Source organism: Actinomadura kijaniata (genome assembly GCF_014138665.1).
In the GTDB taxonomy this organism is placed as follows: Bacteria; Actinomycetota; Actinomycetes; order Streptosporangiales; family Streptosporangiaceae; genus Spirillospora; species Spirillospora kijaniata.
Map to the genome: position 1 here is coordinate 14,597 of NZ_JACJIA010000011.1, position 14,476 is coordinate 29,072.

Genomic DNA, 14,476 nt, shown 5'->3' on the forward strand with positions numbered 1-14,476 from the left:
ATGACCTCCATCCCGACCGGCACGACCCTGCGGGCCCTGGCCGGCGCGGCGCTCGGCGCGGCCGCCGCCCGCGCCGCCTACACCGCCCTGACCCGCCGCCCGCCCGGCCTGGACGGCCGCCCCGGAGCGGAGGTGTGGGGACGCACCAACCACCGCGGCGAGCCCGTCACCCTGCTGGAGGGCCCCGCGTTCGCCGCCGGGGCCGCGGTGGCCGGGCTGCTGGCGCCGGGCGCCACCGGCCGTGTCCGCGCCGCCGCGCTGCTGGCCGGGGCCGGTTCGGGGGTGCTGGGCGGCTACGACGACCTGTCGGGCTCGGCGTCCTCGCGCGGCTTCAAGGGCCACCTGAAGGCCCTGGCGCGCGGCGAGGTCACCACCGGCGCGGTCAAGCTGCTCGGCATCGGCGCGGTCGGGCTGGGCGCGGCGGCGCTCGCCGGGTCGCCCGCGCCCACCCGCGCCGGACGCGCGTTCGACGTGCTGCTCAACGGCGCGCTGGTCGCCGGGAGCGCCAACCTGATGAACCTGTTCGACCTGCGGCCCGGCCGCGCCATCAAGGTCGGGCTGATCACCGGGGCGCCGCTGGCCGCCACCGCCGGGTCCGCCGTCGTCGCCGCCCCGCTGGGCGCGGCCGTCGCGCTGCTCCCCGAGGACCTCGGCGAGCGCGCCATGCTCGGCGACACCGGCGCCAACGCCCTGGGCGCGCTGCTCGGCCTGGCCGCCGCCCGGCTGGGCCGGGGCCCCCGCCTGGCCGCGTTCGCGGGCGTCGCGGGACTGAACCTCGCCAGCGAGTTCGTCAGCTTCACCAAGGTCATCGCGAGCACCCCGGCGCTGCACCGGATCGACATGCTGGGCCGCCGCGCGCCCGCGCCCGTCCCGGCGCCCGCGCCCGCCGACCCCGCGCCCTCCGACCGGCCGGCCCCCGCCGCCTCCTGACCCGCCCACCCCCCCGCCACCCGGAAAGCCCCAGCCCCGTGAGCCCACGTCTGCGCCGCCTGACCGGCGGTCTCGCGGGCGCCGCCGTCGTCATCGGGATCATCACGGTGCTGTCCCGGCTGGCGGGGTTCGGCCGCACCTACGCCTTCTCCCAGACCGTCACCACCTCCTGCCTCAGCCAGGCGTACTTCACCGCCACCCAGATCCCCGCGATCGTCTACGAGATCGTCGCGGGCGGCGCGCTGGCCAGCATGGTGGTGCCGGTGCTGGCCGGTCCCGCCGAACGCGGCGACCGCGCCCAGGTCCGCCAGATCACCTCGGCGCTGGTCACCTGGGTCGTGCTGCTGATGGTCCCGCTGTCGCTGCTGATGGCGGCGCTCGCCGGGCCGATCATGGAGGTGCTGGTCGGGCCCACGCTGGCGGACTGCTCGCGCGGCGACGTGGTCCGCGTCGGCGGCGACATGCTCGCCGTCATGGCCCCGCAGATGGTCATGTACGGGCTGGCGGTGGTGCTGTACGGCGTGCTGCAGTCGCACCGCCGGTTCGCCGCGCCCGCGCTCGCGCCGCTGATGTCGAGCCTGGTGGTGATCGTCGCTTACCTGGCGTACGCGCCGCTGGGCCGCGGCCACGAGAACGACCTGACGCACCTGCCGTCGAACGCCGAGCTCACCCTGTCGGTCGGCACCGCCCTCGGCGGCGTCGCGATGGCGGCCACCGCCGGGATCGCCGCCTGGCGGCTGCGCCTCGGCCTGCGCCCGGCGCTGGGGTTCCCGCCGGGCGTGGCGCGGCGGGTGCGCAGGCTCGCGGTCGCCGGGCTCGCCACCGTCGTCGCCCAGCAACTGTCGGCGCTGCTGGTGGTGCGGCTCAGCTACGAGGGCACCGGCGGCGCGCTGGCCAACTACCAGTACGCCTGGGCGATCTACCTGCTGCCGTGGGCGATCCTGGCCGTCCCGATCGCCACCAGCGCGTTCCCGATGCTGTCGGCCCGCGCCGGCGGGGAGCGGGCCGCCGAGTTCGACCGGGTCACCGCGGGCACCACCCGCGCGGTCATCCTCGTGTCCTGCGCCGGGGCCGCCGCGCTGGCCGCCGTCGCGCTGCCCGCCGCCGCCGTGTTCAACCCCGGCGACGTCGGGCAGCAGGAGGTGCTGGCCCGCGCGGTGCTGGCGTTCGCGCCCGGCCTGCTGGGCTACGGGCTGGTCGCCCACCTGGGCCGGGTGCTGTACGCGGCCCGGCACGGCAGGGCGGGCGCGCTGGCCACCGTGGCGGGCTGGCTGGTGGTGATGGCCGCCGACCTGGCGCTGGTGTCGATGGCCGAACGCCGGTGGGTGGTGGCGGCGCTCGGCCTCGGCAACGCCGCCGGCATGACCGTCGCCGGGATCCTGCTGCTGGGCGCCCTGGTGAGGGCGCGGGGCCGCGCCGCGGTGCGGGGGGTGCCGCGCGTGCTGGCGGCGGGCCTGGCCGGGGCCGGGGCGGGCGGCGCGGCCGGGTACGCCGTCGCCGCCTGGCTGGGGACCGGCGCGCAGTGGCGCAACGCCGGAACCGGGATCCTGGCGGCGGCCGTCGCCGGGGCGGTGTTCCTGCTGGTCGCATTCGTGATCGACGGCCGGGACCTCCGCGCCGTCCTCAGCCGGAGGGTGACACGGGATGTCTGAGAGCCTCAAGGAGACGCGGGTGGCGCTGGTGCTGGGCACCAGCGCGGGCGGCGTGGGCCGCCACGTGCGGTCGGTCGCCGCCGGGCTCGTCGAGCGCGGCGCCCGCGTGCTGGTCTGCGGGCCCGCCGCCACCGAGGACCTGTTCGGCTTCACCGGCGTCGGCGCGCGGTTCGCCGCGGTCGAGCTGGCCGACCGGCCCCGCCCGGCCGGCGACGCCCGCGCCGTGGCGCGGCTGCGGACGCTGCTGCGCGACGCCGACGTCGTCCACGCCCACGGCCTGCGCGCGGGCGCGCTCGCCGTCGCCGCCTGCGCCCGCGTCGCGCCCGGCCCGCTGCGCCTGTCCCGGGGCCGCGTCCCGCTGGTCGTCACCCTCCACAACGCCGTCATCACCGGCGGGCGGACCGCCGCGATCCACGGGACGCTGGAACGCGTCGTCGCGCGCGGCGCGACCTGCGTGCTGGGCGTCTCCCCGGACCTGGAGGAACGCATGCGCGCCCTCGGGGCCCGCCGGGTCGGGTACGCGCTGGTGCCCGCGCCCGTGCCGCGTTCCCAGCCGGGCCCGGCCGCCCGCGCCGACCTGCGCGCCGAGCTGGGCGCGGGGGAGCGGCCGCTGATCGTGACGGTGGGACGCCTGGCCGACCAGAAGGGCTACCCCACGCTGCTGGACGCCGCGCGCGGCTGGGCCGGACGCACCCCGCGCCCGCTGGTGGCGGTCGTGGGCGACGGCCCGCTGGAGGGGACGCTGCGGGCCCGGATCGAGGCCGAGGACCTGCCGGTGCGGCTGCTGGGCCGCCGCCGCGACGTCCCCGCGCTGCTGGCGGCCGCCGACGTGGCCGTGGTCTCCAGCGTGTGGGAGGGGCAGCCGCTCATCGTGCAGGAGATCCTGCGCGCCGGGCGCCCCCTGGTCGCCACCCGCGTCGGCGGCATCCCCGTCATGGTCGGCGCCGACACCGCCGACCGCTCCGGCGGCGGGCCCCTGCTGCACGGCCCCGAGAGCGAGGCGGCCCTGCTGGTGCCCCCCGGCGACCCGCGGGCCCTGGAACGCGCCGTCGCCCGCGTCCTGGACGACCCGGCCCTGGCCGCCCGGCTCGGCGCCGCCGCCGCCCAGCGCGCCGCCGCCCTGCCCACCGAGGCCGACGCGGTCACCCAGCTCGCCGACCTGTACCGGGAGCTGCGCGGCTGACCGCCGGGCCCCGGACGGGCCGGGCGGGGCGGCCGCGTTCGGCCCTTAGACGCTCGCCGGGACGCCCTTGTTCAAGATCAACTAAAAATTCTTCGGGATCGCGGAACCGATCCGGGGGGCGCCGCGTTGAAGTAGGCAGTGGAGGGGAGTATCCCTGCGCGTCGGTCTCGTCAATACGGTCGGTCCGTACCGGCCCGGGGCCGTCGGCCCGCTTTCTGAAGGGCGGGAGAGACCTCCGACGTTGACCTGTGCCGTCGGAGGTGCGTTTTGCATGTCTCGCCCGTGGTCTGGGGCCTGACGATCCTGGCGATCCTCGTGATCATCGCCACCGACCTGTTCGTGATCCACCGCAACGACACCCGGGAGTTCACCACCCGCCGGGCCGCGTTCTGGTCGGCCGTCTACATCGGCCTGGCCATCGCGTTCGGCCTGGGCGTCTGGGCGTTCTCCGGGGGCGAGTACGCCGCCCAGTACTTCGGCGGGTTCGTCACCGAGAAGAGTCTCAGTGTCGACAACCTGTTCGTCTTCATGGTGATCCTGGCGCGGTTCGCGGTGCCCAAGCACTCCCAGCACACGGTGCTGATGGCGGGCATCGTGATCGCGCTGGTGCTGCGCGGTGCCTTCATCGCGGTCGGCGCGGCGGCGCTCGGCGCGTTCACCTGGGTGTTCTTCCTGTTCGGCGCGTTCCTGATCTGGACCGCCTGGGGCCTGGCCAAGAGCGAGGACGAGGACGAGGAGTTCAAGGAGAACGCCCTGCTGCGGTGGGCCAAGAAGGTCATCCCCACCACCGACTCCTACGACGGCAACCGGATGTTCACCCGGGTCGACGGCAAGCGCCTGGCGACCCCGCTGCTGATCGTCATGGTCGCCATCGGCTCCACCGACGTGCTGTTCGCGGTGGACTCCATCCCCGCGATCTTCGGCCTGACCACCGAGCCCTACCTGGTGTTCACCGCCAACGCCTTCGCCCTGATGGGCCTGGTGCAGCTGTACTTCCTGCTGGACAGCCTGGCCACCCGGCTGGTCTACCTCAACAAGGGCCTGGCGTTCATCCTCGGCTTCATCGGCGTGAAGCTGGTCTTCCACGCGCTGCACGAGTACGGCGTGCACTGGGCCCCCGACGTCCCGATCTGGCTGTCCCTGTCGGTGATCGTCGGCACCCTCGTCGCCGTCACCGTGGCCAGCCTCACCGTCCCGCAGAAGAAGAAGGCGCAGGCCGCCGGGGTCGCGGGCAAGGGCGCGGACGGGGCCGGGGACGGGACCGCGGACGAGGTCCGCGGCGACATCGCCCCCGAGGTGGAGACGCGCCGCTCGTAAGGGATAGGGTCGCCTTCCGCACGGGACCAGAATGCTGTTCTAGAATCTGCATCACAGCGGTCTGAGGAAGGTGACGCATGGCCATCGGGTTGACCGAAGAGCATGAGGCCCTCGCCGAGTCGGTACGCGGCTTCGCCGAGCGCAACGTCCCCGCGACGGTCGTACGGGCCGCGCTGGAGGCCGACGCCGAGACCCGTCCCGCGTTCTGGGGCGGGCTCGCCGAGCAGGGCCTGCTGGGCCTGCACCTGCCCGAGGAGCACGGCGGCCAGGGCTACGGCCTGCTGGAACTGGCCGTGGTGCTGGAGGAACTGGGCCGCGCCGCCGCGCCCGGCCCGTTCCTGCCGACCGTGCTGGCCAGCACGGCGGTCAACGCCTCCAGCAACGCCAAGGCCCGCGCCGAACTGCTGCCGAAGCTCGCCGACGGCTCGCTGACCGGCGCGGTCGCCCTGGCCGGGGCCCTGACCGGCGTCCGCGACCAGGACGGCCTGACCGTCACCGGCACCGCCGACCCGGTGCTGGGCGCGGGCCTGGCCGACGTCCTGGTGCTGCCGGTGGAGGTCGACGGGACCACCGAGTGGGTCGCCGTGGACGCCTCGGCCGTCACCGTCACCCCCGTGGAGAGCCTGGACAAGGTCCGCCGCGTCGCCCGGGTCGAGGCCCGGGACGTGGCCGTCACCGCCGACCGCGTCCTGGACGGCCTCACCACCGGCCGGGTCCGCGACCTGGCCGCCGCGCTGTTCGGCGCCGAGGCCGCGGGCGCGGCGGGCTGGCTGGTCACCACCGCCGCCGAGTACGCCAAGGTCCGCGAGCAGTTCGGCCGCCCGATCGGCCAGTTCCAGGGCGTCAAGCACAAGGCCGCCCGGATGCTGATCCAGCTCGAGCAGGCCCGCGCCGCCGCCTGGGACGCCGCCCGCGCCCTGGACGAGGGCACCGAGCAGGCCGGGTTCGCCGCCGCCGTGGCGGCCGTCGTCGCGGCCGACGCGGGCGTGCGGACCGCCCGCGACGCCATCCAGATCCTCGGCGGCATCGGTTTCACCTGGGAGCACGACGCCCACGTCTACCTGCGCCGCGCCCTGACGCTGCGCGCCCTGCTCGGCCCCGCCAAGGAGTGGGCCGCCAAGGTCGCCGAACTGGCCCTGGCCGGGGGCCGCCGCGAGGTCGAACTCGAACTCGACGAGGACACCGGGCCGCTGCGCGAGCGCATCCGCGCCGAGATCGCCGAACTCGCCGCGATCGAGGACCGGACCGAGCGCAACCGCCGGATGGGCGACGAGGGCTGGACCGTCCCGCACTTCCCCGAGCCCTGGGGGCGCGGCGCCGGGCCGGTCGAGCAGATCCTCATCCAGCAGGAGCTGAGGGCCGCCAGGGTCAAGGCGCCCAACCTGGTCATCGGCGCGTGGCTGGTGCCGTCGCTGGTCCGCTACGGCACCGAGGAGCAGAAGGAGCGCTTCCTGCGCCCGACGCTGCGCGGCGAGATGGTCTGGTGCCAGCTGTTCTCCGAGCCCGGCGCGGGCTCGGACCTGGCGTCGCTGTCGATGAGGGCCGAACGCGTCGAGGGCGGCTGGCGGCTGACCGGCCAGAAGATCTGGACCTCGGTCGCGCAGCACGCCCAGTGGGGCTTCTGCATCGCCCGCACCGACCCCTCGGCGCCCAAGCACGAGGGCATCACCTACTTCCTGGTGGACATGAAGGCGGAGGGCGTGGACGTCCGCCCGCTCCGCGAGCTCACCGGCGAGGCCCTGTTCAACGAGGTGTTCCTGGACGGCGTGTTCGTCCCCGACGACTGCGTGGTCGGGGAGGTCGACAAGGGCTGGCAGGTCGCCCGCAACACCCTGTCCAACGAGCGCGTGTCGCTGTCCACCGGCGGCGGCCTCGGCATGGGCGTGCCCGAGCTGCTCGCCTTCCTGAAGGACCGGGAGCTCGACCCGGTCGCCGCCGTCGACGTCGGCAAGCTCGTCGCCCAGGGCCAGTCCATCGACCTGCTGGGCCTGCGCACCACCCTCAAGCAGATCAACGGCGTCGAGCCCGGCGCCGAGGCGTCGGTGCGCAAGCTGCTGGGCGTGCAGTTCAACCAGGACGTCGCCGACTACTGCTGGGCGGCGCAGGGCGCGGCCGCCGCGACCGAGGTCGCGCTGGCCGAGAGCGGCATCGTGGCGCGCGCCATGCTGTTCAGCCGCGCGATGACGATCTACGGCGGCACCACCGAGGTGCAGCTCAACATCATCGGCGAGCGGCTGCTCGGCCTGCCCCGCGACCCCGAGCCCGGCAAGTAGCGGCGGGCGCGGTCGGTGCCGGGAGGCGGTCCGGTCCCGGGTCAGCGGATCCGGGACCGGACCGCGAACGCCACGTTCACCAGCACGATGCCGATCCACACGGTCAGCAGCCCCGCCAGGCCCTCGGTGCCCGCCCCGATGCCCGACAGCGGGACGGCCGCCACCAGCGAGACGATGGCGAGCGCGAGCGTCGAGCCGCGTTCGCTCCTGGCCTGCCGGTCCGCCGTGCGGGCGACGCGGTGGTCCTCCCGCTGCTGGATCGCCATGCGCGTGCGGAGGGTCTCCTCGATCCGGTCGGCGAGACTCTCGACGAACGCGTCGTCGTAGTCGGGCCCCAGCTCGCGGCGGGCGGCCATCGCCGCGACGAGGTCCTCGCGGGGCAGTGGAGTACTCATGAACCGGTTATAAGCCGGGGGAGGCGCCGGTGTCGTCCCTCGCCGGGAGTAGATCGGGCCTCCACCCCGGGGACGACGGCCCCCGGAGGCGCGTCGGGGTCGGATACGGTACCGGTCGGTAAACTCCCGCTTCTCCCCTTTCCGGAGGTGCACGTGACGGTGCGGATTCGTCCGGCGCGGGTTCGTCGGCCCCTGGCCCTCGCGGGCACGGCACTGGCCGCCGCGCTCGCCCTGACCGCCTGCGGCGGGGAGAAGAGGCCCGCCCCGGCCGGGACCGCCGCGCAGCCCCCGCTGGCCCCGCTGCCGAAGGTGAGACCGGCCGAGGTCAAGCCGCTGGTGGGCCGGTGGGTCGGCACGGCCGAGGACTACTTCGAGTTCAGGGCCGACGGCACGGGGGTGTGGGTGAAGGACAGGCAGACCCTCTGGAAGGGGCTGGCGATCCCCGAGGGCGGCGACCGGTTCCGCTTCTCCTGGCAGGGCGGCGACCCCAGGACCGCCTCCTACTGGGGGGTGTCCCTCACCGGCGGCAAGCTGGTGTTCGCCGGAACGAACCAGACCTACACGAAGGCGAAGGCATGACAGCGGAAGCCACCACCGGGGAAGCCACCACCGGGGAAGCCACCACCGGGGAAGCCACCACCGGGGAAGCCACCACCGGGGAAGCCACCACGGGAGCCCCCGCCGACCCGAGCCGTTTCGGCTCGCCCGCCGAGGCCGCGGCCCGGCTGGACGGGGTCGGCTACCTCACCGACGACGCGATCGCCACCACGGTGTTCCTGGCGCAGGCGCTCGGCAAGCCGCTGCTGGTGGAGGGCCCGGCCGGGGTCGGCAAGACCGAGCTGGCCAAGGCCGTCGCCGCCGCCACCGGTTCCGAGCTGATCCGCCTGCAGTGCTACGAGGGCCTGGACGAGGCCCGCGCGCTGTACGAGTTCAACTACAAGAAGCAGCTGCTCGCCATCCAGGCGGCGGGCGGCGACCGCTCCTGGCAGGAGACCCACGACGACATCTTCGCCGAGGAGTTCCTGCTGGAACGCCCGCTGCTGGCCGCGATCCGCCGCGCCGACCCGACGGTGCTGCTGATCGACGAGGCGGACAAGGCCGACGTCGAGGTGGAGGGCCTGCTGCTGGAGGTGCTGTCGGACTTCCAGGTCACCATCCCCGAGCTCGGCACGGTCCGCGCGGTCCGCCGCCCGTTCGTGCTGATCACCTCCAACGCCGCCCGCGAGCTGTCGGAGGCCCTCAAGCGCCGCTGCCTGTACCTGCACCTGGACTACCCGGCCCCCGACCGGGAACGCGACATCGTGCTGGCCCAGGTCCCCGGCCTGGAGGCCGAGCTCGCCGAGCAGCTGGTCCGCGCCGTCGGCACCCTGCGCTCCCTGGAGATCAAGAAGGCCCCGTCGATCGCCGAGACCGTCGACTGGGCGCGCACGCTGCTCGCCCTCGGCCTGGACGAGCTGGACGAGGCCGCCGTGGCCCGCACCCTGGGCGTGGTCCTCAAGCACGTCTCCGACCAGGAGCGCGCCGCCCGGGAACTCGGCCTCACCTCCCCGAAGGCGAAGGGCTGACCGTGGCCTCGCTCGTCGACCGGCACGCCGCGTTCGTGGCCGCGCTGCGCGAGGCCGGGCTGCCGGTGTCGGTCGCCGAGGGCCTGGACGCGGTGCGCGCGATGCGGGCGATCGACCTGCTGGACCGCGAGTCGCTGCGCGCCGCCTACGCCGCCACCCTGGTCAAACGTCCCCAGCACCGGCCCCAGTTCGACGTCCTGTTCGACCTGTGGTTCCCGCCCGCGCTGGGGGCCGGGGCCGCCGCCGACCCCGAGCGCCCGGCCCGGACGACCGGCGACGACGGCAGGCCCGTGCCCGCGCCGCTGGACCCCCGCGTCCAGGAGCGCCGCCGCGAACTGTTCGACCTCCTGCTGGGCGGCGACGACGCGGGCCTCACCCAGTTCGCCCGCACCGCCGTCGCCGAGTACGGCCAGACCCCGGGCCAGGAGTCGTGGTTCTCCTCCGGGGTGCTGCGCGCCCTGTCGCCCGAGACGCTGATGGCGAGCCTGCTGACCGCCGTCCTCAACGGGCGGGAACGCGGCGGCATGGCCGAGCGCGTCGCCCGCCAGAACCTGCGCGCCCGCATCTCCCGGTTCGAGGACCTGGTCGCCACCGAGGTCCGCCGCCGCATCGCCGAGGACACCGGCGTGGAGCGCACCGCCCGCCTGTCGGTGCGCCCGCCGCTGGAGAGGCTCGACTTCAACCGGGCCGGCCGCGCCGAGCTGGCCGCCCTGCGCCGCGAGGTCCACCCCCTCGCCCGCCGCCTGGCGACCCGCCTGGTCCAGCGGCAGCGCGCCGGGAACCGGGGCCGCCTGGACTTCCGCCGCACCGTTCGCGCCTCGCTGGCCAGCGGGGGAGTGCCGCTGACCACCCGGCACCGGCCCCGCCGCCCGCACCGCCCCGAGCTGGTGATCCTGTGCGACGCCAGCGACTCGGTGTCGGCGTTCGCCCACTTCACGCTGCTGCTGACGTTCGCGCTGCGGGAGCAGTTCAGCAAGGTGCGGGCGTTCGCGTTCATCGACGCCACCGACGAGATCACCAAGTACTTCGCGCCCGGCGTGGACGTGGCCGACGCGATGACCCGGATGGCGCGCGAGGCGGACCTGGTCTGGATCACCGGCCGTTCCAACTACGGCCACGCCATCAAGGTCTTCGAGGAGAAGTACGCCGACGCGATCACGTCGAGGACGTCGCTGCTGATCCTCGGCGACGCCCGGTCCAACTACGGCGAGCTGTCCCTGCCGGTCCTGCGCCGCCTGGTGGACCGGGCCCGGCACGCGTACTGGCTGAACCCCGAGCCGCGCTCCCAGTGGGACACCGGCGACTCGGCGGCCTCCCGCTACGGCGAGCTCGTCCCGATGCACGAGTGCCGCAACCTGACCCAGCTCGCCGAGTTCATCGAGAGGCTGGCCTGACCGGGCGGTGCAGCAGCACCGCCAGGACCGCGCCGAGCAGGGCCAGCGCCGCCGACACCGCGAGGGCGACGTTGGCGCCGTGGGTGAGGGCCTCGGCGGTCGAACGGCCGCCCCCGCCCGTGGTCGTGACGATGGCGACCATGGCGGTCACGCCCAGCGCCGCGCCGATGTAGCGGGCGGTGTTGTTGGCGCCCGAGCCCATGCTGACCCGTTCCGGCGGAACGCTGTCCACGGCGGCGCGCGCCAGCACCGCGTTGCCGAGGCCGCTGCCGATCCCGCAGACGAGCAGGCCGGGGACCAGCCGCCACCAGGGCACCTCGGGGGCGAGCCCCAGCAGCGCCAGCTCGCCGGCCGCGCTGAGCAGCAGCGCCCCGGCCAGCAGGTGCCCGGCGGGCAGCCGCGCGGGCAGCCGCCGGGCCTGGAGGGCGGCCAGCCAGGAGGTGCCCGACCAGACCGCCAGCACCAGCGCGGCGACCAGCGGCGTCATGCCCATCGCCACGTCCAGCGCCGTCGCCAGGTAGCTCATGATCCCGATGATGGCGAACCCGTAGACCAGCGCGCCCGTGACCGACAGCAGGAACGGCCGGTGGGCCAGCAGGCGCAGGTCCAGCAGCGGCGCGCGGTGCCGGGCCTCGGCCACCGCGAACGCCGCCAGCAGCAGCGCGGCGGAGGCCAGCAGCGCCAGGACCGGGGGACGGCCCCACCCGTCGCGGCCCAGCGTCACGGCCGCGAGCAGCGCGGCGACACCGCCGGTCAGCGTGACCAGGCCGACCGGGTCGGCGCCGCGCCGCACGGCCGCGCGGGACTCGGGCAGCAGCCACCGCCCCGCCAGCCCCAGCGGCACCGCCACCACGGCGCACGCCCAGTACCACCCCCGCCAGTCGACGACGGCGATCCCGGCCGCCGCGATCGGGCCGAGCGCGATGGCGAGCCCGAGCATCGAGCCCCACAGGCCGGTGGCGCGGGCGCGTCCGGGTCCGGCCGGGAACGCCACCGCCAGCATGCCCAGGCCGGTGACCTGCAACGCGGCCCCGGCGACACCCTGCGCCAGGCGGCCCGCCACGAACACCGTCGCGTTCGGCGCGACCGCGCACACCACGCTGGCCGCCGCCATGAGGGCGGCGCCGAGCCCGAACACCCGGCGGCGGCCGTGGTCGTCGGCCAGCCCGCCGATCGCCAGCATCACCGCCGCCATGCCCAGGCTGACCGAGCTCATGATCCAGATCTGGGCGGTCGGTCCCGCGCGCAGCTCCGCCGAGGTGAGCGACAGCGTCGCGATGGGGGCGGTGTAGTTCATCACCGACAGCAGCGTCGCGGCGCTGGACAGCACCAGCGCGGCGCGGGCGTGCCGCGCCCCTCGCGGAGCGTCCGAGCGGGCGTCGGGGGACGCCGTGGCCGTCATCCGGTCTCCTCAGTTCGTTGAATGAACCAGAGCGACGGCGACCCTAACACGGTTCGGTTCGGTGAATGAACCACCTCGCGGGTAGTCTTGGCCCATGGCACTCGGCAAGGACTACACGCGGCAGGTCTGCTCCCTGGCGCGGGCGCTGGAGGTCGTGGGGGAGCGCTGGACCCTGCTGATCATCAGGGACGCGTTCTACGGGGTCCGCCGCTTCAGCCACTTCCAGGCGCACCTGGACATCCCCCGCGCGGTGCTGACCGCCCGGCTGGGGGCCCTGGTCGAGGCCGGGGTGCTGGACAAGCGCGACGGCGAGTACGTCCTCACCGGCACCGGCCTGGAGCTGTGGCCCGCCGTGCACGCCCTGTCGGACTGGGGGGCGCGCAACTTCTCCGACGCCGGGGCCTGCCGCCTGTTCCGCCACGTCGGATGCGGCGGCCTGGTCGGCGTCGGCGGCGGGTGCTCCTCCTGCGGGCAGGTCCCGGTCCCCACCGACCTGGAGATCCACCCCGGCCCCGCCCTGGACGGCGACCGCCGCGACGACCCGGTCTCCCTCGCCCTGCGCGCCCCGCACCGGCTGCTGGACCCGATCCGCCCCTGAGCGAGGGGGCTCACCGGTTTGGACCCAGGTGTGACCCTTTCATTACTCCGGGTGGAAATCGGATGTGATGTACGGAACACCGGGTGTGACCGGCTAGTCTCCAGCCTCATGCGACTCGACGAGGCGAAGGCTGCCGCGCGGCGTTGGCGGCACCCCTTCCGCCTGCTGTGGCGGCTGATCGACGGCGGTCCGGACGACACCCGCGCCCAGATCGCCCGCCGCGCCCGGGTCCTGGTCACCGTCGCCACCGGCCTGGCCAACCTGGGCGGCGCGCTGGTGGTGCTGCTGTTCAGCGTGCTGCTGCCCAACCCCGACGGCCCGGTCTCCCCCTGGCTCGCCGAACTCAACCTGTGGATCTTCATGGCCTACGTGGTCGCGGCCGTCCCGGTCGGCCTGCTGCTGGGCGAGCGCTTCTTCCGCCGGGTGCGCCGCCTGGTGGAACGGCACGAGGAGCCCGACCGCCGCGAACGCTCCCTGCTGCTGTACGGGCCGCTGAGGCTGATGGGGGTCCACCTCAGCCTGTGGGGTATCGGGACGGTCGGCTGGGTGGCGGTCAACGCCCCGTTCTCGACCCTGCAGGCCGTCCGCCTCGGCCTGACGAGCCTGCTGGGCGGCCTGACCACCTGCGCGATCGTGTACCTGCTCACCGAACGCCTGCTGCGCCGCGCCCTGACCACCACGCTGGCCGACCGCATGCCGCAGCGCACCGGGCTGCCCGGCGTGGTCGCCCGGTCGGTGCTGGCCTGGGCGCTGGGCACCGCCGTGCCGATCCTGGGCCTGATGGCGCTGGCGGTCGGCTCGTTCCTGTTCGCCGACGTGTCGCTGAACGCGTTCGTCGGGGCGGTGCTGGCGCTCGGCGGCACCTCCCTGGTCGTCGGGTTCGGCGTCACCTACGGCGCGGCCTGCGCCATCGCCGACCCGGTGGAGTCGGTGCGGCTCGGCCTGGCCCGCGTGGAACGCGGCGACCTGGACGTGCGGGTGCCGGTCTACGACGCCAGCGAGATCGGGCTGCTCCAGGCCGGGTTCAACCACATGGCCGCCGGGCTGCGCGAACGCGACCGGCTGGCGGACCTGTTCGACCGCCAGGTCGGCCCGGACGCCGCCCGCGTCTCCCTGGAGCAGGGCGTGGACCTGGGCGGCGAGCTGCGCGAGGTGGCGGTGCTGTTCGTGGACATCGTCGGCTCGACCCGGCTGGCCGCCGACCGCCCGCCCACCGAGGTCGTGCAGCTGCTCAACGAGTTCTTCGCCGTGGTCGTCGACGTCGTCGGCGCGCACGGCGGATGGATCAACAAGTTCGAGGGCGACGCCGCACTGGCGATCTTCGGCGCGCCGCTGGAGCTGGACGGCTCGGCCGCCCGCGCCCTGGCCGCCGGGCGGGTGCTGGCCGAACGGCTGCGCGCCGAGGTCCCCGGCCTGCGCGCCGCCGTGGGCGTCTCGGCGGGCGAGGCCGTCGCCGGGCACATCGGCGCCGAGGAGCGCTTCGAGTACACCGTCATCGGCGACCCGGTCAACGAGGCCGCCCGCCTGACCGACCTGGCCAAGTCCACCGAGGGCCGGGTGCTGGCGGCGGGCTCGGTGGTGGAGGCCGCCGGGGCCGAGGAGGCGGCCCACTGGTGGCTCGGCGAGGAGGTCACCCTGCGGGGCCGTACCCGCCCGACACGGCTGGCCGGTCCACGCCGCGCCGGGACCGGCGTTCCCGGGCCCGCCGCCGAGCGCGCGGTCAAGCCCGTCGAGCCCGCCGCCGAGCACTGACCTCGCTCGTCCGGG

At 75.2% G+C, this 14,476-nt stretch carries 12 protein-coding genes; 10 read left to right on the top strand and 2 right to left on the bottom strand.

Going from position 1 to position 14,476, the window contains the following annotated elements:
- The 5 genes from HNR61_RS33470 (at position 1) to HNR61_RS33490 (ending at position 7,355) form a co-directional block, all read left to right on the top strand.
- Complete coding sequence (locus tag HNR61_RS33470; protein WP_182847160.1) at positions 1–930, top strand: hypothetical protein; 930 nt, start codon at positions 1–3, stop codon at positions 928–930.
- 38 nt (positions 931–968) lie between these two features.
- Positions 969–2,582 (top strand): murein biosynthesis integral membrane protein MurJ, encoded by a 1,614-nt coding sequence (gene murJ, locus HNR61_RS33475; protein WP_182847161.1) that lies wholly within the window; start codon positions 969–971, stop codon positions 2,580–2,582.
- Positions 2,575–3,765, top strand: coding sequence for a glycosyltransferase family 4 protein (locus tag HNR61_RS33480; protein ID WP_182847162.1), 1,191 nt, complete (start codon positions 2,575–2,577; stop codon positions 3,763–3,765). The genes murJ and HNR61_RS33480 overlap by 8 nt, the downstream gene beginning before the upstream one ends.
- 267 nt (positions 3,766–4,032) lie before the next feature.
- Positions 4,033–5,082, top strand: coding sequence for a TerC family protein (locus HNR61_RS33485; protein ID WP_182847163.1), 1,050 nt, complete (start codon positions 4,033–4,035; stop codon positions 5,080–5,082).
- A gap of 77 nt (positions 5,083–5,159) precedes the next feature.
- Positions 5,160–7,355, top strand: coding sequence for an acyl-CoA dehydrogenase family protein (locus HNR61_RS33490; protein WP_182847164.1), 2,196 nt, complete (start codon positions 5,160–5,162; stop codon positions 7,353–7,355).
- A gap of 41 nt (positions 7,356–7,396) precedes the next feature.
- Here the strand turns inward: HNR61_RS33490 and HNR61_RS33495 are convergent, their stop codons facing one another.
- Entirely contained in the window at positions 7,397–7,750 is a 354-nt protein-coding gene (locus HNR61_RS33495; RefSeq protein ID WP_182847165.1) for a hypothetical protein, read from the bottom strand.
- Between the two features lie 159 nt (positions 7,751–7,909).
- Here HNR61_RS33495 and HNR61_RS33500 point away from each other — a divergent pair, with 159 nt between their 5' ends.
- The 3 genes from HNR61_RS33500 to HNR61_RS33510 are packed head-to-tail and all read left to right on the top strand — an operon-like array spanning position 7,910 to position 10,709.
- Positions 7,910–8,329 carry a hypothetical protein gene (locus HNR61_RS33500; protein ID WP_312898225.1) on the top strand — a complete coding sequence of 140 codons (420 nt, stop codon included), beginning with the start codon at positions 7,910–7,912 and terminating at the stop codon, positions 8,327–8,329.
- Complete coding sequence (locus HNR61_RS33505; RefSeq protein ID WP_182847166.1) at positions 8,326–9,315, top strand: AAA family ATPase; 990 nt, start codon at positions 8,326–8,328, stop codon at positions 9,313–9,315. The genes HNR61_RS33500 and HNR61_RS33505 overlap by 4 nt, the downstream gene beginning before the upstream one ends.
- A gap of 2 nt (positions 9,316–9,317) precedes the next feature.
- Positions 9,318–10,709, top strand: coding sequence for a vWA domain-containing protein (locus tag HNR61_RS33510; protein WP_182847167.1), 1,392 nt, complete (start codon positions 9,318–9,320; stop codon positions 10,707–10,709).
- Here the strand turns inward: HNR61_RS33510 and HNR61_RS33515 are convergent.
- Entirely contained in the window at positions 10,690–12,111 is a 1,422-nt protein-coding gene (locus HNR61_RS33515; RefSeq protein WP_182847168.1) for an MFS transporter, read from the bottom strand. The genes HNR61_RS33510 and HNR61_RS33515 overlap by 20 nt on opposite strands.
- Positions 12,112–12,205: 94 nt before the next feature.
- On the opposite strand from HNR61_RS33515, the gene HNR61_RS33520 reads away from it, so the two are divergent.
- Complete coding sequence (locus HNR61_RS33520) at positions 12,206–12,709, top strand: winged helix-turn-helix transcriptional regulator (RefSeq protein ID WP_182847169.1); 504 nt, start codon at positions 12,206–12,208, stop codon at positions 12,707–12,709.
- A 108-nt stretch (positions 12,710–12,817) separates the two neighbouring features.
- Positions 12,818–14,461, top strand: a complete 1,644-nt coding sequence (locus tag HNR61_RS33525) for an adenylate/guanylate cyclase domain-containing protein (RefSeq protein WP_182847170.1) — start codon at positions 12,818–12,820, stop codon at positions 14,459–14,461.
- The last annotated feature ends 15 nt before the right edge of the window (positions 14,462–14,476 follow it).